Origin of the sequence: Caballeronia sp. LjRoot29 (assembly GCF_964252755.1) — a bacterium.
Lineage (GTDB): Bacteria > Pseudomonadota > Gammaproteobacteria > Burkholderiales > Burkholderiaceae > Caballeronia.
Map to the genome: position 1 here is coordinate 282,972 of NZ_CAXUPU020000001.1, position 23,128 is coordinate 306,099.

Annotated in this window: 21 protein-coding genes and 3 tRNA genes; 17 read left to right on the forward strand and 7 right to left on the reverse strand. The window is 59.6% G+C overall.

Annotated elements, in window-relative coordinates:
• The first annotated feature begins 189 nt into the window (after nucleotides 1–189).
• The 9 genes from ACSQ83_RS01190 to ACSQ83_RS01230 all read left to right on the forward strand — a co-directional run bounded on the left by ACSQ83_RS01190 (nucleotide 190) and on the right by ACSQ83_RS01230 (nucleotide 9,233).
• The gene (locus tag ACSQ83_RS01190; protein WP_414947951.1) at nucleotides 190–1,215 is read left to right on the forward strand and encodes a class 1 fructose-bisphosphatase; all 1,026 of its coding nucleotides are present in this window, start codon (nucleotides 190–192) and stop codon (nucleotides 1,213–1,215) included.
• 54 nt (nucleotides 1,216–1,269) lie between these two features.
• A tRNA-Thr gene (locus tag ACSQ83_RS01195) sits at nucleotides 1,270–1,345 on the forward strand.
• Between the two features lie 691 nt (nucleotides 1,346–2,036).
• Nucleotides 2,037–2,294: a hypothetical protein gene (locus ACSQ83_RS01200; protein WP_436226980.1), complete on the forward strand. Its 258-nt coding sequence runs from the start codon at nucleotides 2,037–2,039 to the stop codon at nucleotides 2,292–2,294.
• Between the two features lie 421 nt (nucleotides 2,295–2,715).
• Nucleotides 2,716–2,985, forward strand: a complete 270-nt coding sequence (locus ACSQ83_RS01205) for a hypothetical protein (RefSeq protein ID WP_436226981.1) — start codon at nucleotides 2,716–2,718, stop codon at nucleotides 2,983–2,985.
• Entirely contained in the window at nucleotides 2,982–4,031 is a 1,050-nt protein-coding gene (gene mdtN, locus ACSQ83_RS01210; RefSeq protein ID WP_436226982.1) for a multidrug transporter subunit MdtN, read from the forward strand. Before ACSQ83_RS01205 ends, mdtN begins: the two co-directional genes overlap by 4 nt.
• Nucleotides 4,012–6,036 carry an FUSC family protein gene (locus ACSQ83_RS01215; RefSeq protein ID WP_436226983.1) on the forward strand — a complete coding sequence of 675 codons (2,025 nt, stop codon included), beginning with the start codon at nucleotides 4,012–4,014 and terminating at the stop codon, nucleotides 6,034–6,036. Before mdtN ends, ACSQ83_RS01215 begins: the two co-directional genes overlap by 20 nt.
• Nucleotides 6,023–7,582 (forward strand): TolC family protein, encoded by a 1,560-nt coding sequence (locus ACSQ83_RS01220; RefSeq protein ID WP_436226984.1) that lies wholly within the window; start codon nucleotides 6,023–6,025, stop codon nucleotides 7,580–7,582. The genes ACSQ83_RS01215 and ACSQ83_RS01220 overlap by 14 nt, the downstream gene beginning before the upstream one ends.
• 626 nt (nucleotides 7,583–8,208) lie before the next feature.
• Complete coding sequence (locus ACSQ83_RS01225) at nucleotides 8,209–8,355, forward strand: hypothetical protein (RefSeq protein ID WP_414951102.1); 147 nt, start codon at nucleotides 8,209–8,211, stop codon at nucleotides 8,353–8,355.
• A gap of 284 nt (nucleotides 8,356–8,639) precedes the next feature.
• Nucleotides 8,640–9,233: a chorismate mutase gene (locus tag ACSQ83_RS01230; RefSeq protein ID WP_436227081.1), complete on the forward strand. Its 594-nt coding sequence runs from the start codon at nucleotides 8,640–8,642 to the stop codon at nucleotides 9,231–9,233.
• On the opposite strand, the gene ACSQ83_RS01235 is transcribed toward ACSQ83_RS01230, so the two are convergent.
• Nucleotides 9,230–10,336 carry an exonuclease domain-containing protein gene (locus tag ACSQ83_RS01235; RefSeq protein WP_436226985.1) on the reverse strand — a complete coding sequence of 369 codons (1,107 nt, stop codon included), beginning with the start codon at nucleotides 10,334–10,336 and terminating at the stop codon, nucleotides 9,230–9,232. The two genes, ACSQ83_RS01230 and ACSQ83_RS01235, sit on opposite strands and share 4 nt — an antisense overlap.
• Nucleotides 10,337–10,728: 392 nt before the next feature.
• Between ACSQ83_RS01235 and ACSQ83_RS01240 the strand changes: the two genes are divergently transcribed.
• Together ACSQ83_RS01240 and ACSQ83_RS01245 are read left to right on the forward strand one after the other, a co-directional pair.
• On the forward strand, nucleotides 10,729–11,007 hold the full coding sequence (locus tag ACSQ83_RS01240; protein WP_414951100.1) for a hypothetical protein: 279 nt from the start codon (nucleotides 10,729–10,731) through the stop codon (nucleotides 11,005–11,007).
• Nucleotides 11,008–11,555: 548 nt separating this feature from the next.
• Nucleotides 11,556–12,707 (forward strand): porin, encoded by a 1,152-nt coding sequence (locus ACSQ83_RS01245; protein ID WP_436226986.1) that lies wholly within the window; start codon nucleotides 11,556–11,558, stop codon nucleotides 12,705–12,707.
• A 98-nt stretch (nucleotides 12,708–12,805) separates the two neighbouring features.
• On the opposite strand, the gene greB is transcribed toward ACSQ83_RS01245, so the two are convergent.
• Nucleotides 12,806–13,366 carry a transcription elongation factor GreB gene (gene greB, locus ACSQ83_RS01250; protein ID WP_414951098.1) on the reverse strand — a complete coding sequence of 187 codons (561 nt, stop codon included), beginning with the start codon at nucleotides 13,364–13,366 and terminating at the stop codon, nucleotides 12,806–12,808.
• Between the two features lie 139 nt (nucleotides 13,367–13,505).
• Between greB and ACSQ83_RS01255 the strand changes: the two genes are divergently transcribed.
• Together ACSQ83_RS01255 and ACSQ83_RS01260 are read left to right on the forward strand one after the other, a co-directional pair.
• Nucleotides 13,506–13,582, forward strand: a tRNA-Arg gene (locus ACSQ83_RS01255).
• A gap of 78 nt (nucleotides 13,583–13,660) precedes the next feature.
• Nucleotides 13,661–13,737: transfer RNA gene (locus tag ACSQ83_RS01260), tRNA-Arg, on the forward strand.
• 133 nt (nucleotides 13,738–13,870) lie between these two features.
• On the opposite strand, the gene ACSQ83_RS01265 is transcribed toward ACSQ83_RS01260, so the two are convergent.
• From ACSQ83_RS01265 to ACSQ83_RS01285, 5 genes are all read right to left on the reverse strand, one after another.
• Nucleotides 13,871–14,362, reverse strand: coding sequence for a phage protein NinX family protein (locus ACSQ83_RS01265; protein WP_436226987.1), 492 nt, complete (start codon nucleotides 14,360–14,362; stop codon nucleotides 13,871–13,873).
• A gap of 121 nt (nucleotides 14,363–14,483) precedes the next feature.
• Entirely contained in the window at nucleotides 14,484–16,904 is a 2,421-nt protein-coding gene (locus ACSQ83_RS01270; protein WP_436226988.1) for a RelA/SpoT family protein, read from the reverse strand.
• 62 nt (nucleotides 16,905–16,966) lie between these two features.
• Complete coding sequence (gene rpoZ, locus ACSQ83_RS01275; protein WP_031359151.1) at nucleotides 16,967–17,170, reverse strand: DNA-directed RNA polymerase subunit omega; 204 nt, start codon at nucleotides 17,168–17,170, stop codon at nucleotides 16,967–16,969.
• A gap of 57 nt (nucleotides 17,171–17,227) precedes the next feature.
• Entirely contained in the window at nucleotides 17,228–17,893 is a 666-nt protein-coding gene (gene gmk, locus ACSQ83_RS01280) for a guanylate kinase (RefSeq protein WP_414951095.1), read from the reverse strand.
• Between the two features lie 7 nt (nucleotides 17,894–17,900).
• Entirely contained in the window at nucleotides 17,901–18,833 is a 933-nt protein-coding gene (locus ACSQ83_RS01285) for a YicC/YloC family endoribonuclease (protein ID WP_414951116.1), read from the reverse strand.
• Between the two features lie 343 nt (nucleotides 18,834–19,176).
• Between ACSQ83_RS01285 and rph the strand changes: the two genes are divergently transcribed.
• From rph to ACSQ83_RS01305, 4 genes are read left to right on the forward strand one after another with little or no spacing between them, the layout of a single operon-like run.
• Nucleotides 19,177–19,923: a ribonuclease PH gene (gene rph / locus ACSQ83_RS01290; RefSeq protein ID WP_436227082.1), complete on the forward strand. Its 747-nt coding sequence runs from the start codon at nucleotides 19,177–19,179 to the stop codon at nucleotides 19,921–19,923.
• A complete protein-coding gene (gene rdgB, locus ACSQ83_RS01295; RefSeq protein WP_436226989.1) occupies nucleotides 19,916–20,545 on the forward strand; it encodes an RdgB/HAM1 family non-canonical purine NTP pyrophosphatase in 630 nt (209 codons plus the stop codon). Before rph ends, rdgB begins: the two co-directional genes overlap by 8 nt.
• Nucleotides 20,542–21,789, forward strand: a complete 1,248-nt coding sequence (hemW, locus tag ACSQ83_RS01300; protein ID WP_436226990.1) for a radical SAM family heme chaperone HemW — start codon at nucleotides 20,542–20,544, stop codon at nucleotides 21,787–21,789. Before rdgB ends, hemW begins: the two co-directional genes overlap by 4 nt.
• Before the next feature lie 40 nt (nucleotides 21,790–21,829).
• On the forward strand, nucleotides 21,830–23,020 hold the full coding sequence (locus ACSQ83_RS01305) for an MFS transporter (protein ID WP_436226991.1): 1,191 nt from the start codon (nucleotides 21,830–21,832) through the stop codon (nucleotides 23,018–23,020).
• Nucleotides 23,021–23,128 lie beyond the last annotated feature (108 nt).

A 23,128-nucleotide genomic window follows, 5' to 3' on the forward strand; every position in this document is an offset into this window, starting at 1 on the left:
TCGATACCGCGGCTCACAAAAACCGGCGCTACGGCGCCGGTTTTTTTACGCGCCGTCGCCGCGCGACAACCAGGATTGGCGTCTCGCAACACTCCATTAAATGTGCACTACATTGCTGTGACATCGGGAGACACATTCCAAGCGGGTAGAATCTGAGGCATTCGTCTAACGCTCTCGGAGCCCAATGCAATGTCGACCCCATCATCTATTTCACGCCGCACAACGCTCACCAAGTATCTGATCGAGCAGCAGCGCGAACATCAAAATCTTCCCGCCGACCTGCGATTGTTGATCGAAGTGATCGCGCGCGCGTGCAAGCAGATCGGCTATCAAGTGAGCAAGGGCGCGTTGGGCGAAGCGCTGGGCACCGCCGGCAGCGAAAACGTCCAGGGCGAAGTGCAGAAGAAACTCGATATTCTCTCGAACGAAATCCTGCTCGAAGCCAACGAATGGGGCGGCAACCTGGCCGCGATGGCATCGGAGGAAATGGAAAAGATTTTCCCGATCCCGAACCGATATCCGAAGGGCAACTACCTGCTCACGTTTGATCCGCTCGACGGCTCGTCGAACATCGACGTGAACGTGTCTATCGGCACGATCTTTTCCGTCCTGCGATGCCCGGACGGCATGGAACCGAGCGAACAGGCATTCATGCAGCCGGGTTCGGCGCAAGTGGCGGCCGGCTATGCGGTCTATGGTCCGCAGACGGTTTTCGTGCTGACCACCGGCTACGGCGTGAACTGCTTCACGCTCGACCGCGAACTCGGATCGTGGGTACTCACGCAAAGCAACATGCAGATTCCCGCCGACACGCGCGAGTACGCAATCAATGCATCGAATAGCCGTCACTGGTACGAGCCGGTGCAAAAGTATGTGAACGAGTTGATCGAAGGCAAGGACGGCCCGCGCAAGGAAGATTTCAACATGCGCTGGATTGCTTCGATGGTGGCAGACGTGCACCGTATTTTGAGCCGCGGCGGCGTGTTCATGTACCCCGCTGACAAGCGCACGCCCGATCGGCCGGGCAAGTTGCGCCTGCTGTACGAAGCGAACCCAATGGCGTTCATCGTCGAACAGGCGGGCGGCGCCGCGACGGATGGCGAGCAGCGCATCCTCGACATCGTTCCGACCAACCTGCATCAGCGCGTGCCGGTGTTCCTCGGATCGAAAAACGAGGTGGAACGCGTGACGCGCTATCACTCGGAAATTAATTGAGGTCAGGGTGTTGCCAAACTCGGGGAAACGTACTTATAATCTCGTTTCTCTGATGCCGGAATAGCTCAGACGGTAGAGCAGCGCATTCGTAATGCGAAGGTCGGGGGTTCGATTCCTCTTTCCGGCACCAAACAGAATCAAGCAAATTAGCCCAATCCTCGGATTGGGCTTTTTGTTTTCTATTCTGAAATAATCGCGATGCAACCGATTGGCGCATTACCGCTTTGGCCCCGTCGAGATCGGACTCGCTATGGTGAGATTGAATTAAGCATGAGTTAGTGCTCGTCTTTCTGACACATCGTTGAATTAACTGAATTCGCCGAGCTTTCCGAATGCAATCGACCGTATTTCAGAAAGCGTTGCTCGCTCGCAACCGCACGGGCGCACATACATTCAGGCTGGTCGAAAGCGTGTCATGCTGGAAACCCTCACATCACCGCACGCTGGGAGCCACGAAAATGGCTAAATCGAGCGACACTCACGACCTCTCCTCGCAGCAAATGACGCGATGCAAGCGGCAGATCGCTTTGGCGACCGCCGCGGCAGTCATCGTTGCGGCGTTTTTGTGGTTTGTCGCCGTTCGACTCGGGCTTGCCGGTTCATGATCCGCTGATGGCCGGCGGACTCAATTGAACCGGTCACTGTCCATCCTCCCACGGAACACGCGCTCCATCTGGCAAAGTAGCGATTAAGGGTTTACCCTTAAAAACCACAAAAACCAATTGTGCGTACCGACCTTAATTTTAAGAGACCTCTTAACTACACTTGGGTTACCGGCTTCGAACAACGGTTCGTCGCCAAACCAAGACTGGAGGTTCATCATGAAATCGCTTATTCAAGCTGTTGTGGTTGCCGCAGTGCTCGCCGTGCCCGCTGTATCGTTTGCTCAATCCAGTGCGCCTCAGCTGGACGCTGCCGCGTCCAGCTACGGTGGCGCCCCGGACGGCACATCGGCGACGGGTTCACATCGTGCGCTTCATTCAATCGATCGGGTCGTGCATCGCGTAGATAACAAGATCCGCTCTTCGATTCGCCCGGATGCCAATGACGGTATGGAACCCATTTACTTCGGTTCTTGATTCGTTCGAAAGCGTGAAAGTCCCATGTCATGCGGCAGCGACTTTCACGCTCGGACCCGTCAGTCGCGACGAGCTCTTGGATTACCCTGAACCAATGACGTAACTGTCACGTCAACCCCGTCAATATATTCATTTATGCGCGCAAAAAGCACCGCGCTAAGCAACGCATTAATCTCGCGAGCCAACATTCGCAGTTGGCAACACAATCATTAACTATTTCTAATTCGTGAACACTTCGCCGTAAAGGGTAATAAAAGTTATCCGGCAGCGGAAAACGTCGAAATGAATGGGCTGCGCTGGTAAAGTCGCCGTGATTTTCCCGGCTTCTACCAGGTCTTTAATGACCTCGCCCCACCACACCGCGCCGCAATGTCGCTAACGCCGAAACAAAAAAAACGCCCGCAACCGGAATGCTGATCGCATGCAGTATCTTCCGGCTGTCGCATCCCTGTGTCTTTCCTTGCAGGGTTGTGCGCCGCACGGCGCACCGTCTTATGAAATCTTTGGTGCGTATTTTCCGCTCTGGCTGCTAAGTGCCCTGCTGGGACTAGTCGGCGCGCTCGTTGCGCATCGGATATCCGTCTTGACTGGATGGGCGCAAATCGTCCCGTTTCAGCTCTTCGTCTGTGCGGCCATCGGCTTGATGGTTGCCGTGGTTATCTGGCTTTCGATGACCGGACAACTCCCATGAAAATAACCGGCTTGCGCAAAAACGCTTTCAAAGGCCGCGTGGTTGCGTGCGTGATCGTCGCCCTTGGTATTGCCGCGCTGTTTTACGCATCCAGTCGGTCAAGCCGGTATCCGTCAACGGACGACGCAACAATCGATGCCGACGTCGTGCATATCGCCTCGCCGGTGAGCGGCCGGATCGTCAGGCTTGCCGTCGTGGAGAACCAGCGGGTCACAAAAGGAGACGTGCTCTTCGAGGTCGATCCCGTTCCGTATCAGCTCCTCGTGGCGCAGACCCAGGGCGATCTCGACCTGGCGCGCGCGGCGTTGGACACGCGCCGCAGGACTTTGGTCGGCGAGCGCGCGAATGCGGTCATCGCGGGCGATCAGACCGGCAAGGCAGCGCACAACTACGAACTGAGCTCGCGCAGCGTTCAGCGGCTAACGCCACTCGCAGCAAAAGGATACGTTCCGCTCCAGCAGCTAGACCAGGCGCAAGTGGCACAGCACGATGCCGAGCTGACGCTCAAGCAGGCACAAGAACAAAAGCGGGCGGCCGCGCAGACCATAGGCGACGAGTCGGGCGCCATGGCCCTGGTGCGCGCACGCGAGGCAGCGCTGGCACTCGCGCAGCACAGCCTCGACTCAACCGTTGTGCACGCGCCGCACAACGGTTTTGTCACGGGCCTCTCGGTGCTGGCGGGCGAGACAGTCGCGCCCAATCAATCGATATTCACGCTCATCGCCGCCGACGAATGGTTCGCCGTCGCGAACTTCCGGGAAACGGCGCTCGGCGCGATCCAGCCAGGCGATTGCGCGACCGTCTATTCAATGATCGACCGGAGCCAGGCGATCCACGGCAAGGTGGTCGGCATCGGCGCGGGCGTGGCCGATACCGACCGGGTCAATCTGCCGCGTGCGTTGCCCGTCGTGCAACAGTCCGTGAACTGGGTGCGGGTTGCTCAACGCTTCCCCGTGCGCGTGCTTCTGGATGAGCCGGCCGCCCTGTTGGTCCGGGTCGGTGCGAGCGCGTTAGTCGAGGTCCGGCATGGCGCAGCCTGCCGGTGATCTTGCCCGGCCAGGCGCGGCCGACCTGCTGAAGCTGCTTGCGCCCTTTCCGGGAAGAGCGGAAATGGCCTGCCGCGTCGCGCTGATCTGCGCGCTGACTATATTCGTGACAAGCGCCTACGGCACGCCGGAAGCCGCCATCTCGGCCTACGTCGTGTTTTTCCTGAACCAGCCGGACCGGGTTTTCAGCGTGGTGCAGAGTCTGGCAATGCTGGTGCTGGTCACGCTGGTGGTCGCGCTGATAACGGTCGTGGCCATATTCGCACTCGACGATCCGGTCTGGCGGGTTGCGTGCATCGCGGGGCTCTCGCTCGCGCTGCTGTTCGTCACGTCGGCGAGCAAGCTGCGGCCGGTCGGTGCGATCGTTGCGATGATCGTCGGATTTACGCTCGACGAACTTGGCAGCGTGCCGTTCGGCGAAGCGGCGACCCGTGCGTTGCTTTACTCCTGGGTGATGGTCGGGATTCCGATCGGGGTGTCGATCTGCGTGAACCTGGCGCTTGCACCGTCGCCGCGGCGGCTTGCCGGCCGCGCGTTGGCGAAGCACCTGCGGCTCGCGGCCCAAAGCCTCGCCGAACCCGATGCAACGCGCGACGCGCTCAACGCCTGCCTACGCAAAGGCGATGCGCAGATGCGCTCGTGGCTGACGCTTTCGGCGCTCGGCGGATCGTCGGCACGTGCCGATATCGCCCCTTTGCGGCAAGCCGTTTCATCGACATTTGCGATCCTGGTCTCAGCGGATCTCGCGGCCCGGGAACCGTGGAGCCGGCTGCCGGCATCGTTCGTAATGCCGATCATCGACACGCTGGAGAGCATGGCACGCATGCTGGAAGCGGGAGGTTATCCGGTCGATATCGAACTCAGCCTGCCCGCCGCAACAGAATTGACGCCGCTTGCGCGCGTCGTCGCTGAAGAACTGCAGCACGCAATCACTTTCTTCGCTGTAGTAGATGTCGATGTCGATGTCGATCACAAACCACAGGCCGACAGCGCCCCGCCCCCGAACGAGCATGGCGGATTCTTCCTGCCCGACGCGTTCACGAATCCCGAACACGTGCGCTATGCCGTGAAAACCACCGCGGCGGCCGTGTTTTGCTATCTGCTTTATTCGCAACTCAACTGGTCCGGCATCCACACCTGCTTCATCACTGTCTACATGGTGTCGCTCGGCACCACCGCTGAAACCGTCGAGAAAATGACGCTGCGCATCGCCGGATGCATCGCGGGCGCGCTCCTCGGTACCGCAGCGATCGTGTTCGTGATTCCCGCGATGACCTCTGTCGTCGGGTTGATGGGTATCGTGTTCCTCGGCGCCTTGCTTTCGGCCTGGATTGCCTTTGGTTCGCCGCGCATTTCTTATGCAGGATTTCAGATTGCGCTGGTCTTCTTCATGTGCGTGATCCAGGGCGCCGGGCCTGGCTTCGACGTGACGGTCGCGCGGGATCGCACGATCGGGATCCTGATCGGCAACGTGGTCGTGTATCTGATCTTTACCCGTGTGTGGCCGGTCAGCGTGGCTGAGCGCGTCGATACCGCTCTCAGCTCGCTGCAGCAGCAATGGGAGCGGCTCGCCATGCCGGGGAATTCCGCTACGCGCCGCGCGCAGGCCTCGAGCGCGATGGCGCAATACGGCGCGCTGGAACAGGACCTGGCGCTGATGCGCTACGAACCATCATGGGTTCGTCCGGATCCACAGTGGCTTGCCGAACGTCGCAGCGCGCTGGCAAGGCTCGGCGCGCTCGAAGCACCCATGCTCCTGATTGCCGAGAGGCGACCGGGCGATGCCGCGTTCGCCGGCTGGCTCAGCCAGGTTACCGGCAATCCGCCGCAACAGCCGCCCAAGACGGGCGCGATAACCGACCGGCAGCCATTGGCGAACGCCGACGCCGCAACCGACGAAACACTTGCCGCGCTGCTACACCTGGGCGACACACGCCTCGCTCAACTCCAACACGCCGCGCCAAACATGGCGGCGAAGGACTTTACGACTCATGCTCCGGCTTGACCCTTCATTCGCACTAGCGATCCTGGCCGCAGCGAGTTTGACCGGCTGCGCCACGTCCTCCGTGGACATGGCGCCCGAAAGCCTTGACCGTCCGTGGCAACCGCAGACGGACGCGAGCGGCGCCATCGTGCCGGGAGCGGTATCGACTGGATCGACTGCAACGAACCGTGGCTACGTGTTACCCGCGAATCCCGCGCTCGCCGTGCTGCCCCCTCCTCCGGCATTCGACCCGGCGCATGCCTACGAACTAGCCGAACTGATTGACCTCGCTGAATCGGCGAACCCGCTGACGCGCATCGCCTGGAACGATGCACGCAACATGGCGCTCGCGGCCGGCATTGCGAAGAGCGCCTACCTTCCCCAACTGTCCGTGGCGGCAATGGGGCAATACGCCGGCGCCCAGAATGTGCGCTCGTCCGTGCCCGATGCTTCATCAACCGCCGGGACGGGACATGGCACGACTTCGGCGGTGACGCTGCAATGGCTGCTCTTCGATTTCGGCGGACGTGCCGCGCGCCTCGAGGCTGCATCGCAGGCATCGGTGGTCGCGAATATCAGCTTCACCGCGGTTCACCAGCAGGTGATCTTCGATGTAAGCGTCGCGTTCTACGGATACCAGGCCGCGCGTGCCCGCGTCGCCACGGCAGCCCAAGGTCTCGGCAATGCCGAAGCCATCCTCGCTGCGGCGCAGTCGCGCTACCGGCATGGCATTGGCACTGTGATTGAAGTAGCGCAGGCCAATCAGAATCGCGCGCAGGCGAAGCTCGCGCTGATCCAGGCGCAGGGGGCCGAAAGCAACAGCTATCTGACGCTGATTTCGGCGATGGGCATCTCGCCGCTGTCGAAACCGAGGATCGCGGAAATGCCGGCACGTGCACTTCCGGCGCCGACCAACGACTCGATCGAGCAGATCGTGTCTTCCGCCATCGCCCGGCGGCCGGACGTGCTGAGCGCCTATGCCGCCGAGCGGATCAACCTGGCGAGGGTGAAGGCAGCCGAATCGGAATTCATGCCGAAGGTGTTTGTCTCGGCTAACGGCGCGTACAACACCGGCAGTTCATCGATTTCAGGGATTCCGGCCATTGGCCAGCAATTGCCGACGCTGAATCTGAGCGGCGGCCGGTACGGCGGCAGCGTGATCGTGGGCGTGACGATTCCACTGTATGACGGCGGCTTGCGTCAGGCCGTACTCGCGCAGGCACGCAACGACGCCGACAGCGCATCGACCCGCCTCGCCCGAAGCCGCGAAGAAGCGGTCCGGCAAATTGTTGCCGCACAGAACACGCTGCAGACGAGCCTCACCGCGCACGCTGCCGCCAAGGAGTTACTGGCCGCTGCACAGACAACTTACGACGCCGCATTCGACGCGTACGGCCAAGGGATCGGGTCGGTCACCGACTCGCTGCTCGCACAGAATCAACTGCTGGCTGCAACGAACGCAGACGCGGATAGCTACAGCAGCGCGCTTTCGGCTGCGGCTGCGGCCGCGCTCGCGGTGGCGACTGGTGCGATCGATTCGATGCCGACGGAGCCGGGCTGGCGCTGAAGGCTGAGAGCGTCGCGTTCATCGATATCCGCTCGCAGTATTGCCTCGGGCCGTTAACTTAAAGTAACGCTTCAAGTGAACGATTGTGATGCGATTGATAATTCATCGCAAACACGTCGGCGCAAAACGATCTTTTCACGTCGCATCGCCGATGCTTCGGATTTATCCGATTTGCGAACATAAACCTGTTCGTGTGTACGCTTGCGGACATCACTTAGAGAAAATTCCATTAAAAGATAATAAATCGGTCAACCGGGCGGATTTATTGCCGTTATCAATATTAGGAAGGAGTGCGTGATAGGGGGCTCACGCCATCGGCGGCGACGTTCGAAGCGCGCCCGATAGACTTTGAAACGCCTGGCGAAATATTTGCCGCGCAGCAGCAGAACTCAGTAATAGCGATAACCGTGTATGGCCGGGTTTTCACTGCAAAACGGAGACGACGGAGAATTGCGTCATCGGGGATACACGAACTGAGCCATTAATTAACTGTGACATGCCTGAGTCATCTCACCGGTGTCCCGTTAAAGCAACAGAGCAAGCGGCAAAAGTTCCACCGGCGCATTCGGCGCTAGCAGGAATCCAGAGTCGAGATTGATAATCGACCCATACAAGGAGAGAAAGTGATGGACGCCAAGCCGACCAAAATCCCGACACCGGATAAGGTGCAATGTCCGGATCAAGAACCGGTCGCAGTTGAATTCCTCGCGGAGTTGCCCGAATACGTCCGGGCTTTCTTCGACGAACAGCGCAACCAGTGCGACCCGAAGTAATTGAGCAACGTTGCCGGGGTGGGCTCAACGCGTGTGCGCTTAACGCGCGTGAGCCGTGGGCGATCTATGTGCGGACATCGAACAGGCTGCGGTTTTCGCACGCTTGAACAGCGCGGCATCCTCTTAGTCACAACGGCGTAAAGGCGCGTGGGCGTCGAGCCAAAGCCAACTGCATCAGGCCAACCAGAATGACCCTCTTGTATCGCGCAAGATGAATGTCTCAAACACGATGGGTTAAGCTGCAGATCTTTGCACGCTATCGATCAATCATGCTTTCCACTCGCATCTCGCGCACTCTGCGGACCATTGCTGCAATGGCCGCTGTCCCGGCGTTTATCGGTATATTTCAGCCGGCCGCTTTTGCCGATGGCGACGATACACCGCTCACCAATCTCATTGCTTTATCGTCGCAACGTCTCGCCTTGGCCGAGCCGGTCGCGCGCTGGAAGTGGGCGCGCCACGAACCGATCACCGATGAACCCCGCGAAGCCGCGCTGTTGGCAAGTATCGACAAGCGCGCGAAATCCGCCGGCATGGATCCCGCGTTTGCGCAAGCTTTCTTCCGGGATCAGATCGAGGCGAGCAAGGACGTGCAGAACGCACTATTCGATAACTGGCGCAAATCGCGGCCGCCTGAAGGGACACCGCCGGACCTCGCTAGCGAAACACGGCCGAAACTTGATCGCATAACGAATTCATTGCTCACCGCGCTGGCTCGCGTGGAGCCGTTGCGTCACACCGATGATTGTCCGTCGCGGCTCGCCGAAAGCATTGCGCGCTGGAAGCACCTCACACGTTACGATTCTGCCCAGAACGCGCCGCTCGAGCGCGCACTCTCGCATGTGTGCGCTGCCGGGGGCGTGGGCGCCGTGGGTTAAGCCGGCTCTCCGCTCACAGGAACGGTGGTTCCGAGCGGTACGACGATCAATCCGCGCGACAATCGCTCGCGGAGAATCCGGTAAGTCGACAACTCGAAGCTCGCCAATTCCGCGGACGAACGCAAGCGCGCAGCGTCACCCAGCGATGTTGCCGTGCCAAAGAACTGCCAACCGTCCACGACATGCCAGACTCGCGCCCCGGTCGTGGCGTCCGCCTCCTCAATGGCGATAGCACCCGGATACGTCCACGGGGCGCCGCGAGGATCGTCGCGCCGCGTTTTCACCGCGCGATTGTGCGCCGGTCCGAGCCGTGCGACGGAGCGGCCTTCCTCGAGCATCGCGCCAATCTCGCCGCCCGTCGCGCTCCACTCCACGCGCCGGACGAGTTCCGCGAGCCGTTGCTCCTTCGCCGAGCGCTTCACGCCCGACAAATGCGCGCGCACCCGCTGGCGCAAGCGCACGCTTCGCCCCACATACAAAGGCACGTCGTTTTCGCCATAGAACACGTAGATGCCGCAACCCGCCGGAATCCGTTCGATCGTGTCTTCGTCGATATCGCCCGCCAGACGGAAACGCCGCGTCACCTGGTCGATATGCGCGCGCAGGGTATCGGCGGAATGAGTGGTGTGCAGGTGCTGCCAGAATTGCCAGAGCAGATCGGCGTCGGCCAACGCGCGATGGCGCGCTGAGGGCACAAGCGCGTGCCGTTCGATCAACGCGTCGAGTCCGTGCCGGCGCTCCGTCGGATAGATCGTGCGCGATAACTGGACCGTGCACAGCACGTCGGGCTGGAACTTGATGCCCGCGCGCTTGAACTCGCTGCGCAGGAAGCCGTGATCGAACCGCGCGTTGTGGGCGATAAACAGCCGCCCATCGAGACGCGCCAGCAAATCATGCGCGATGGATTCGAACGTCGGCGCGTGGCGCACCATCGAATCGCTGATGCCGGTGAGTTGCTGGATAAAGAATGGAATTGGCTGCTCTGGATTAACGAGCGAACTCCACTGCGTGACGCCAGCCGGCCCAACCTCGACCACGCCGATTTCAGTGATGCGATTCACGCCGAACGTGCCGCCGGTGGTTTCGAGATCGACGAAAACCATCGGTTCTGAGCTAACACTATTAGTAGTAACGATTGGGAGCACAACGCTGACCGCTAAAAGAGGAATGGACGCGATCCGCGCAGGACAACGGCGTATCGATCGGGCATTTTAGCTCACGTCCATTCGAGCCCCGGCAGTTCAGTACCGATTCCAGTCGCGAGGCGGCTCGGCGCAAGGGGAGCTTCGCAGGCCGATTCCACATGCGCTCTCGAATCCAGGAAAACAATAGTCGTAATAATTCCGGAATAAACCGCCGCTATCCGCTAAAAGGAAATATTTACTGAGATTGTAACCATTATTATCGAATCGTAAGCGTTAACGAGCCTTGTTACCGAAATCGGCTATGGGCATCATGAACCTGTACCGCAAACACTTTAAAGGAGGTCATTGCTGTGACGACCGAACTCAAAAGCATGTTTTCGTGGATCAGGACGTTTGTCGCTCCCCAGGCAGTAGTGGAATCGCATTCAGCTCTGGATTTTGACCCGGCGTGGCATGGCGACCATTGGCAAAACCTTCTGTCCTCGCCAATGGATGCTCGTCGATATGTGATGGAAGACTGGACAATATCGAGTCCACCCACATTCGATAGCAACGACGGCGCTGAATCACCCGACGCCGCGAATAAGGCTGAAGGGATGCCTGAAGAAGTGCTGGAAGCAACTATATAAGTAACGCGCACCTGAACGCGCTATGGCCATCAAGCCCGTTCAGGTAAAAAAAAGCGCGACTGGGAAGTCGCGCCGACAAGGTTTGGAGATCTTTTCCGTCAACGAAAAAGTCTGCTTCGGAAAGCAGCAGTTAAAGTATAACGGCACGTCTTCTGGTGATCATCTACAGTTCTGGCAATCATCTATTGCGGTTCCGTCAACAATCGACATTTAGGATTATTGGCGTTGTATTTTAACGATAGCGCATGTCGCAATTGCGCAACGAACGTCTGTTGACACATCGCATTCACCCCCGCCATTCTCCCGCAAAGCCTTGCCAGTAAAGGCTTAGATTGCGTTTCTTAATCATTGCCGATCGCAGAATACTTTATTGCGTAAATCGGAATGCCAACGCTGTAACACCGTCTTTACACTTCGTCTGGTCCGGAAACGACTGTGTCTTCTTTCGATACACGAAATCACCTGACAGCGCCTCTCGCAGCGCGTCGGAGTGAAGGTTTCCTTCAAGCCTGGGTTGTCAGACCCAAATTGCTCTCGGAGTTACAAAGATGAAAAAGACTCTCATGGTCGCCGCCCTGTCGGGCGTATTTGCAACCGCCGCTCATGCTCAAAGCAGCGTGACGCTGTACGGTTTGATCGACGCTGGCCTGACGTACACGAACAACCAAGGCGGCTCGCATAACTTCAAGGAAACCAGCGGTTCGGTGAACGGCAGCCGTTGGGGCCTGCGCGGCGCTGAAGACCTCGGCGGTGGCCTGAAGGCAATCTTCACGTTGGAAAACGGCTTCAGCATTGCTAACGGCACGCTGGGTCAACAAGGCCGTGAATTCGGTCGTCAAGCATTCGTTGGTCTGTCGAGCACGCAGTACGGTGCTGTGACGTTGGGTCGTCAGTATGACTCCGTGGTCGATTACCTCGGCCCGTTGGCTCTGACCGGCACGCAATACGGTGGCACGCAGTTCGCCCACCCGTTCGACAACGACAACCTCGACAACTCGTTCCGTATCAACAACTCGGTCAAGTACCAGAGCGCGAACTACGCTGGCTTCAAGTTCGGCGCGCAGTATGGCTTCTCGAACCAGCAAGCTGGCTTCGCGAACAACCGTGCTTACAGCGTTGGCGCATCGTATAACTACGGTCCGTTGAACATCGCTGCTGCTTACTTGCAACTGAACAACGACGTAACCGGTGCTGGAGCTGCTGCGGCAATCTCCAACGCTAACGGCGCAGTTGCTGGCGACAACACGTTCGTGGCAGGCCTGCAGCGCACGTTCGGTGCTGGTTTGAACTACGCGTTCGGCCCGGCAACGGTTGGCTTCGTGTTCACGCAAACGAAGCTTGAAGACGCAGTTGGCATCACGGGTGCAGCAACCGGCGGCGCAGGCGTTAATTTCAACAACAACTACGCTCGCTTTAACAACTATGAAGTGAACGGCCGTTACGCACTGACCCCGGCATTGAGCCTGGCTGGTGAGTACACGTACACGGACGCACGTCTTGATGGTGAAAAGCCGTCGTTCCATACGTTTGCTCTGCAAACGGCTTACTCGCTGTCGAAGCGCACGGACGTGTACCTGCAAGGCGAGTACGTTCACGCGATCGACCTGAGCAATGGCCTGGGCGCTCCGATCACGGGCGTAGGCATGTCGTCGACCCCGAACCAAGTCTCGGCAACGGTTGGCATTCGCCACCGCTTCTAAGTCTTGTTCCAGGTTGTACCGATGTGAAAAAGGCGCCGCTTGCGGCGCCTTTTTTTCGTCCTGAGTTTCCCCTGCGTTAGCGCTTTAGATCAACCGCATCAGGCCTTCGACGGATAACGCACATCGAGGATATCGATTTGCTGCACACCCGCGGGCGTGTGCAGCGTGACGGTATCGCCGACCTTGGCCTTGAGCAGCGCACGGGCAATGGGCGAGATCCAACTCACATGTCCCACATCCAGATTGACCTCGTCTACGCCCACGACGGTCACCGTGTGCGTTTCGCCATCGTCACCGGCGTAATCCACCGTTGCGCCGAAAAACACCTGGTCGACATTTTCCTGGCGGCTGCTGTCCACCACTTCCGCCTTGTCGAGACGCTTGGTCAGGAAGCGAATTCGCCGGTCGATCTCACGCAAGCGCCGCTTGCCGTAGATGTAGTCGCCGTTCTCCGACCGGTCGCCATTAGAGGCCGCCCAAGAAAGCAGTTTCACGACATCGGGCCGCTCGACGTCCAGCAGGTGCAGCAGCTCGTCACGCAGGCGCTGGTGCCCTGCCGGCGTGATGTAGTTCTTCGTGCCGGGCGGCACGCCGACAGGTTGTTCGAGGTCGAGGTCTTCATCGCTCTCGTCTGATTCTTTGACAAATGCTTTGTTCATGGTGCAAACCGCTCAAAATGACGTGAAGAGGAGCGAGATAGCTCCAGTGCACGGTAACACGAAGGGGATCGGCATTACAGAAATCGAGCCGGGACCCTTCCTTTTTTGGGAGAGCTTGGCTATACTCTTGGTCTCGCGTGCGGCTGTAGCTCAGATGGATAGAGTACTTGGCTACGAACCAAGGGGTCGTGGGTTCGAATCCTGCCAGCCGCACCACTTCTTCAAAGTGTTTTAGTTGTTTTGTTTCAAGCAAGCATTTCCTGCATCAGTTTTTTGTATTACTCTGCTTCATGCGCGGCTGTAGCTCAGATGGATAGAGTACTTGGCTACGAACCAAGGGGTCGTGGGTTCGAATCCTGCCAGCCGCACCAGTTTTAGAAGGGCCTTCCTCACGGAAGGCCCTTTTTGTTTGTGCGGACGGAATGCCTAAGCGCATTCGTTGCCGGAGAACGTCGAGCGCGCCCGGCAAGATTTCACGGGGCGCGCGAGGCGCAACAAACGCATTTACTGCCGCGCAGTCGACCCGATATCGCCTATACGCCCGTCTGGCAACGGCGCATCTTCAACGGTTGCCGCCCCACTCTGCTCGCCAATCGGCTCAGCGCGCTCTCCAAGCAACCTCTGCGAACGATGCGGAAACTCATCGTCAACCGTGTCTCCGAACGCATGTAGCAGGAACGCCCGCAGCAACGCGATGCGCAACGACGGTCCGCGCCCTTCCACTTCCGCACCGGCCTTGCCGAATACCGCGGTGCACACGACCTCGCCGCGTCCGTGGTCCTTCATCTCCAGGCAGCATACGCGCTCGAGCACCACTGATGCCGCTTCCCATGACGTCGATGGCAGGAAGCGCCCGTCCCACGCCCGGCCACGGTCGTTGCCACGGATCGAGAGCGTCTGGCCACCATCGGTGAAATGAATTTCGCGGATAAAGTCGTGCAGCCCGCGCGCGACCCAATAATCGAGCTCGGCGCCTTCCAGTTCTGATGTTTTCATAAGTGCCCCTGTGTACGCAGAATGGGTACAGGCACGCAGGTCGCTTTCCAGCGGCGGCAAGTCAGATCAGCTGCAAACCCAGACTCTGCCGGCCGCTGCGCCAAGGGGCGAACGCCAGGCGTCAATAATCGCCGCGTTCGCGATCGATCCGCATGCCGCCTTCGGTATTGCGATGATGCGGTTCGTCACTCGGCCGCTCACGCGCGATGCGCATCACGTCCGGATTCGTGCGCACGCGCCGTATGACGTTCGCCAAGTGCACACGATCGCTCACCTGGATCACGAAACGCAGCACGGTAGATTCCTGCGTCACATCCTCGTCCATGGCAATGTGCACGATATTGGCATCGGCGGACGTGATATCAGCCGCCACGCGGGCAAACACGCCCTTGGACGTGCTCACGAGCACCTTGATGGCGACATCGAACAGACGGCCTGGCTGCGGTGCCCAGGCGACGTCGATCCATCGGCCCGGATCGCGCCTGTGAATCCGCTGCGCCACACGGCATTCGGTGGTGTGGATCGCCATACCCAGCCCGATGCCGATGTAACCCATGATGTCGTCGCCGGGAATCGGGCGGCAGCAAGCCGACAACTGTACCGACATGCCTTCGGTACCAGTGATCACAACCGGCGGCGCGGTGTTCGTGCTGAAGCTTTCGCGCGGGGAATCGTCGTCGTCGCGGCCAGTCATCAGCACTTCGATGCGCTTCGCCATGACCGCGGCCACGCGCCGGCCAAGGCCGATATCCGCGAAAATTTCCTGACGGCTCTTATTGCCCGTCCATTGCGCCAGTTTTTCCCACGCTTCCGGCGTCACTTCCGACAACGCCAATCCATAACTCTTGAGGCACTGATCGACCAGCCGTTCGCCCAGTTGAACCGATTCGTTCAACCGCATGGTCTTGAGATAGTGACGAATGGCCGAGCGCGCCTTGCCGGTACGCACGAAGCCAAGCCACGCGGGATTCGGCTTCGAATAAGGCGCGGTGATCACTTCCACAATGTCGCCGCTCTTCAATTCCGTGCGCAGCGGCAGCAACTCGTTATTGATCTTCACCGCGACGCATTGATTGCCCAGGTCACTGTGAATGGAATACGCGAAATCCAGCGCAGTCGCGCCGCGCGGCAGCGGCATGATCTTCGACTTCGGCGTGAACACGTAGACCGCATCGGGGAACAAATCGATCTTGACGTGTTCGAGGAACTCGCTTGAATCGCCGGCTTCGCTTTGAATGTCCAGTAGCGACTTGAGCCATTGGTGCGCACGCTTTTGCACGTCATTCAGATCCGCGCCGCCATTCTTGTACAGCCAATGCGCAGCCACGCCCGCTTCGGCGATTTCGTGCATCTTGCGCGTACGGATCTGGAATTCGATAGGTGCGCCAAACGGCCCCACCAGCGTGGTGTGCAACGACTGATAGCCGTTCACCTTCGGAATGGCGATGTAGTCCTTGAACTTGCCCGGCACCGGTTTGTAGAGCGCGTGCAGCGCACCTATGCACGTATAACATTCGAGCGCGGTATCCACGACCACACGAAAGCCATAGACGTCGAGCACTTGCGAGAACGACAACTGCTTGTCACGCATCTTCTTGTAAATGCTGAAGATGGTTTTCTCGCGGCCGGTCACGTCGGCCTTGATTTTCGCGTCCGCAATGGTGCGCTGGACCGCTTCAAGGATCTTGCCCACCACTTCGCGCCGGTTGCCGCGAGCGGCCTTCACGGCGCGCTCGAGCGTGGCGTATCGATGCGGATTGAAGTTCGCGAAGCTCAGGTCCTGCAGCTCGCGATACGTGTTGTTCAACCCGAGCCGATGCGCGATAGGCGCATAGATGTCGATGGTTTCGCGCGCCACGCGACGTCGTTTTTCCGGCGGCACCGCGCCCAGCGTGCGCATGTTGTGCAGCCGGTCCGCCAGCTTAACGAGAATCACGCGGACATCGCGCGCCATGGCGAGCAGCATCTTGCGGAAGTTTTCCGCCTGCGCTTCCTCGCGATTGCGGAACTCCATTTTGTCGAGTTTCGACAGGCCGTCGACGAGTTCTGCAACCTTCGGCCCGAAACGCTCCGCAATCTCGGTCTTCGTCACGCCCTGATCTTCGATCACGTCGTGCAGCAACGCCGCCATGATCGATTGATCGTCGAGTTTCCAGCTGGCGCAAATTTCCGCGACCGCGACCGGATGCGTGATATACGGCTCGCCACTCTGACGATATTGCCCAAGATGGGCTTCATCGCTGAAATGGAAAGCGAGCTTGATCTGCTTGATTTCTTCCGGCGAAAGATACGCGGCCAGCTCGGTGGTCAGTTTCGCAATGGAAACGACGTCGTGGCGGCGTGGCTTTTCCGGTGTGGCAGTCGGCCCGAACAGATGGCGAAACGATTGTTCGAGGACTGCGTCGATGTACTTGCGCGCCGCCGAGGGCGAATCGGCATCATGAGCGGTGTCATGATCGTGCGCGTGATTCTGAGAATGAGACTCTGTGCTGAGGACGTCGTTATGCGGATCCACAGAGACGGACGATGGAACAGGATTCATGGTCGCCTCCGTGGTTAGCTGACGCGGTTAGTAACAAGTCGCGTAGACGTCCGGACCGTCAATCAGACCGGAACCTTCTTCAACATCTCGACACCGACCTGGCCGGCCGCGATTTCGCGCAGCGCAACAACAGTCGGTTTGTCGCGGCTTTCGATCTTCGGCGTATGGCCTTGAGCGAGCTGGCGCGCGCGATACGTTGCTGCGAGCGCAAGCTCGAAGCGATTGGGGATCATTTTCAGACAGTCTTCGACGGTGATGCGGGCCATGGTTGATTCCTTCTCGATATGTTCTTCATTCTACCTTATGTGACCGGAAAGCCCCGTTCACTCGGCGTGCGGCGAGTGTATGCCCAACTCCACAAACAACTGCGTATGACGGGCGTACTGTGAACCAAAACGTAGCCGTGTGGCAGCAACGAGACACTGTAATTCGCCGAGCGCGCGCTCGAAGTTCTCGTTGATCAGCACGTATTCCGCTTCCGGCGCATGTGCCATCTCGCTGCCGGCGGCCAGCAAACGCCGCACGATCACGTTCGGCGAGTCCTGGCCACGCTTCTTCAGGCGCTCTTCAAGCGCGTCCAGCGACGGCGGCAGGATGAAGATTTCCACCGCATTGCGAAAGCGTTTCTTGACCTGTTGCGCGCCTTGCCAATCGATTTCAAGCAGCACGTCGTGGCCGCTTTTCATCTGCTCTTCAATCCATACGCGTGACGTGGCGTAGTAGTTCCCGTGCACTTCCGCGCTTTCGAGGAACTCGCCGGCGGCGTGGCGCGCCATGAAGTCATCGACGGAAGCAAAATGGTATTGAACGCCGTTTTCCTCGCCCGGCCGCGGTTCGCGCGTGGTGTACGACACGGACAGACGGATTGCCTGATCCTGCGCGAGCAACGCGTTGACCAGCGTCGACTTGCCCGCGCCCGACGGCGCCACGACCATGAACAGGTTGCCCGGATAAACACCGGCGTAGGTATTGCGTTGTGCGTCGTTCATGGCAGCGTCACTCCAGGTTTTGCACTTGCTCGCGCATCTGTTCGATGAGCAACTTGAGCGTCATCGACGAATCCGCTAGTTCTTTCGCAGCCGCCTTCGACCCGAGCGTATTCGCTTCGCGATTCAGCTCCTGCATCATGAAGTCGAGCCGCTTGCCCACTTTCCCGCCCTTCTGCAACACATGGCGCGTTTCCGCAAGATGCGCGGAGAGCCGCTGCAATTCCTCGGTGATGTCGATACGGATGCCATAAATAGTCACTTCCTGGCGAATCCGTTCCGCAATTTCCTCGCGCGGAATGCTGGTTTGGGTGCCTTCCGGCGATGCAATCCCAAGCGCATCCTGCAATCGCTCGACAATCTTCTGCTGATGTTTCGTGATCAGTTCCGGCACGAGCGGCGTGACCTTTGCCACGATAGCTTCCATTTCCGTCACGTTCGCGATCAGCACGGCGCTAAGCGCGGCGCCTTCGCGGGCGCGGACATCGATAAGTTCAGCAATCGCCTGCTTGCCGCATGCCAGCACCGCGTCGCGCAACGTTTCCGCCGATACGCCGCTCTCCGACAAAATGCCCGGCCAGCGCAGGATTTCACCGGTGCGCATGCGTTCGGCATCGGGGAAAATATCTAGCACCGAGCGCTCCAGCGCGGCGAGTTGCGACAGCGCATCGCGATTAAGCACGCCGGCAATGGTCGTCTGCTCAGCACGATTCAGGTTGATGCGGATATCAACCTTGCCGCGCGACAGCTTGTTCATCAGCATTTCGCGCAATTGCGGCTCGCAGACGCGAACGTCTTCGGGCATGCGGAAATTCATGTCGAGGAAGCGCGAATTCACCGTGCGCAATTCCACCGATACCCCCACGCCCGAGCCATTGGCGCCCGCGCCGTCCGACGCTACTTCGCGCGTGGCGCTGGCGTAGCCTGTCATGCTGTAGATCATTGTCGCGTCCGTAATTTGAAGGCCGTGGCGGCGTTGCTGCTTGTTTGTTGCCTGCACCGCGCGGCCAGTTCGCTTCGAAACGCCCGGCGTGTAGCTGCGCGAAATGGCAGGCAATGTTGGCCGGGCGAGGAAGCTGGCATTATCCCATTTTTGCCGATCCCGCCCCTGGAAACGCAATGCCGCTGTGCAGCGCGTGCGCATCAATACGGGACGCTGCCCCGGACGCTCACTCCGATTGCGGATAAAATTCGAACCTAGCGCGATTTTTACGCGTTTTTTATCGCGCGCCCAAGCTCCTTTCACTGCGTTTTTTCACTTTGCCGCCTCCATGACCGACTCCACGCTGAACCCGTCCGCCCCGTTCAACCGCCCGAGCGGCCGTCGCGCGGATCAATTGCGCGACGTGCGCATCACGCGGCACTACACGAAGCATGCGGAAGGGTCGGTGCTCGTCGAATTCGGCGATACCAAAGTGATCTGCACCGCGAGCATTTCCGAGCGCGTGCCCGAATTCCTGCGCGGACGCGATCAAGGCTGGCTCACCGCCGAATACGGCATGCTGCCGCGTGCCACCAATACGCGTAACGACCGTGAAGCCGCACGCGGCAAGCAAACCGGCCGCACGCAGGAGATTCAGCGCCTGATCGGGCGCGCGCTGCGTTCCGTATTCGATCTGAACAAGCTAGGCGCACGCACGCTGCACATTGACTGCGATGTGATCCAGGCCGACGGCGGCACGCGCACGGCAAGCATTACGGGCGCGTTTGTGGCAGCCCATGACGCGGTGAGCAAGCTGCTGGCCGCCGGCAAGATCGCAGAATCGCCGATCAATCAGTTTGTCGCGGCGATCTCGGTCGGCGTGTATAACGGCCAGCCGGTGCTCGACCTCGACTACGACGAAGACTCGCAGTGCGACACCGACATGAACGTCGTGATGACCGGTGCCGGCGGTTTTGTCGAGGTGCAGGGAACGGCTGAAGGCGTACCGTTCACGCGCGCCGAAATGAACTCGCTGATGGATCTGGCGCAAAGCGGTATCGAAACGTTGATCGCCAAGCAGAAGATCGCGCTGGAGCTGCTTAATGTCTGATTCTGATTCCGTTAGCGCGTTGAAACGCGTTGTGCTCGCGTCGAATAATCCGGGCAAATTGCGCGAATTCGCGGCTCTGCTGAGCACCGCGGGCATCGATCTTGTGACGCAAGGCGAACTCGGTGTGTCGGAAGCCGAGGAACCGCATGTGACCTTCGTCGAAAATGCGCTGGCGAAGGCGCGGCATGCTTCGGCGGCGACGGGATTGCCTGCTCTCGCCGACGACTCCGGCCTCTGCGTGCATGCGCTGCGCGGCGCACCTGGCGTGTATTCGGCGCGTTATGCGCAGTTGCTCAACGGCGGCGAGAAAAACGATATCGCGAACAACGCGCGGCTCGTGAAGGATCTGGCCAATGAATCAGATCGGCGGGCGTATTTCTTCTCCGTCCTCGTGCTGGTACGTCATGCCGACGATCCAGAACCCCTGATTGCGGAAGGCCGCTGGCACGGCGAAGTCATCGATACCCCGCGCGGCGCGAACGGCTTCGGCTATGACGCGCATTTCCTGGTGCCATCGCTCGGACAAACCGCCGCCGAACTCGATCCCGCCGTGAAGAACGCAAGCAGCCATCGGGCGATTGCGCTTCGCCAGTTGCTCGCGCGGCTGAAGGAAATATCGTGACGGCTGGCTCAAGCGGTCCCCAGGCGATCAACGTGGTCAAGGCGTTCACGTCGCCGGGCAGTATTCGGCTGACGTCGCTGCCGCCACTGTCGTTGTACGTACATTTCCCATGGTGCGTGCGCAAATGCCCGTATTGCGATTTCAACTCGCACGAGTGGAAGGGCGAGACGTTTCCTGAGGATCGTTATCTCGATGCCTTGCGCGCCGATCTCGAGCGCGCGTTGCCGATGGTCTGGGGCCGCCAGGTGCACACCATTTTCATTGGCGGCGGGACGCCTAGTTTGCTGTCGGCGAAAGGACTGGACCGCCTTCTCTCCGATGCCCGAGCGCTGCTGCCGCTCGACGCCGACGCCGAGATCACACTCGAAGCCAACCCCGGCACCTTCGAAGCCGCGAAGTTCGCGCAATTTCGGGCAAGCGGTGTGAACCGTTTATCGATAGGAATCCAAAGTTTCAACGAACAACATCTGAAGGCGCTTGGCCGGATTCACGATGCAACGCAAGCGCGTCAGGCAGTGGAAATAGCGGCGAAGAACTTCGATAACTTCAACCTCGACCTCATGTTCGCGCTGCCGAAGCAGACGCTGGATGAATGCCGCGCGGATATCGAAACAGCGATCAGTTTCGCGCCGCCGCATTTATCGCTGTATCACCTGACGCTCGAGCCGAACACGATGTTCGCGAAGTACCCGCCGCCCGTTCCCGACGACGACGCTTCCGCCGACATGCAGGACTGGATTCATGAGCGCACGGCGTCAGCCGGTTACGAGCGCTACGAAGTGTCGGCCTATGCGAAACCGCACAGGAAGAGCCAGCACAACCTGAACTACTGGCGCTTTGGCGACTATCTCGGCATTGGTGCGGGCGCACATACGAAGCTGTCGTTCCCGCAAAAAATCGTGCGTCAGGTTCGATACAAACATCCAGGAACGTACATGGATGAAGCGCTTGGCGGCGCGGCGATACAGGAAGAGCACGAAGTCGGGCCGCGCGACTTGCCCTTCGAATTCATGCTGAACACGTTGCGGCTAGTGGAAGGATTTCCAGTGCATTCGTTCAATGAACGAACCGGACTCGCGATGTCCGCGATCGAGCCGGGACTGGTCGAAGCGGAACGCCGTGGCTTGATTACGCGCGATATCGAACGCATTGCGCCTACGCAGCGCGGCCAGGATTTTCTCAACGACTTGCAAGCGCTCTTTCTCCGGGACACGCCGTCGATAAACATCAAGGAAGTTCGTTAAATTGGACGCGCCCGCCCCTGGCCTGACCACCGGCTCCGTCATGCGTCACCGTCCCTTCGCGCTCTTCTGGAGCGCGCGGGTGATGTCATCGGTTGCGTTCCAGATGATGTCGGTTGCTATCGGCTGGCAGATCTACTCGATCACGCACAGCGCGTTCGCACTCGGGCTCGTCGGTCTCTCGCAATTCCTGCCGATGTTCTTGCTCACGCTGGTCGTCGGCCATGTCGCGGATCGCTACGACCGGCGCACGATCGCGTTCGTCTGTCAGGCAATCCAGGGCGTGGCCGCGCTGACGCTGTGCATCGCCACGTGGCGCGGGGTCACCAGCCAGGAACTGATCTATGTGATCGCTGCAATCGCTGGATCGGCGCGCGCGTTCGAGTCGCCATCAATGGCCGCGCTTTTGCCCAACCTGATTCCGCGCTCGCAATTGCAGTACGCGACCGCGTGGTCGACATCGGCGAACCAGACCGCACAGATCCTCGGACCGGCGATGGGTGGTCTGCTTTACGGGCTCGGGGCGCTGACAGTGTACGGCGCGGTTGCCGTGGCGTTCATCGGGGCGGCGGCTGTGTTGTCATCGATAAAAATTGAACAAGTGGTGCGCATGCGCACGCCCCTGACGTTTGAGTCGCTCTTTTCCGGCATCGCCTTCATCCGGCGCAAGCCTGTCATTTTGGGCGCGTTATCGCTGGATCTGTTCGCGGTGTTGCTTGGCGGCGCGACGGCGTTACTGCCTGTTTTCGCGCACGATATCCTGCACGCCGGGCCATGGGCACTCGGCGTCTTGCGCGCGGCACCTGCCGTCGGTGCGCTGACCGGATCAATTTATCTCGCGCATTTTCCGCTGCGACAGCGCGCCGGAACGGCATTGTTCGGCGGCGTGATCGCGTTTGGCATTGCGACGATTGTGTTCGGGTTATCGCGGAACCTGTACGTTTCGCTGATCGCGCTGGCCGCGCTAGGCGCCTCCGATGTCATCAGCGTGGTCGTGCGCATGTCGCTTGTTCAGCTTCAAACGCCCGACGATATGCGAGGACGCGTGGGCGCCATCAATTCGCTGTTTATCGGGACATCGAATCAGTTGGGCGAGTTCGAGTCGGGGATGACGGCGGGGTTGTTCGGCGCGGTGCCAGCGGTGCTGATTGGCGGCGTAGGAACGATCGCCGTTGCGTTGTTATGGATGCGATTGTTTCCCGGTTTGCGCGCGACCAGGTCGCTGGAAGGTTAAGTCGGTTTTGCCTGCTGGACGGCGGGGAAAGTTGCGCTACAATACGCGCCTTGCCGGAAAGGTGCGACGCTGTTTAGGCGCACTTTTCTCGTAGTTGCTGTGTGTGAA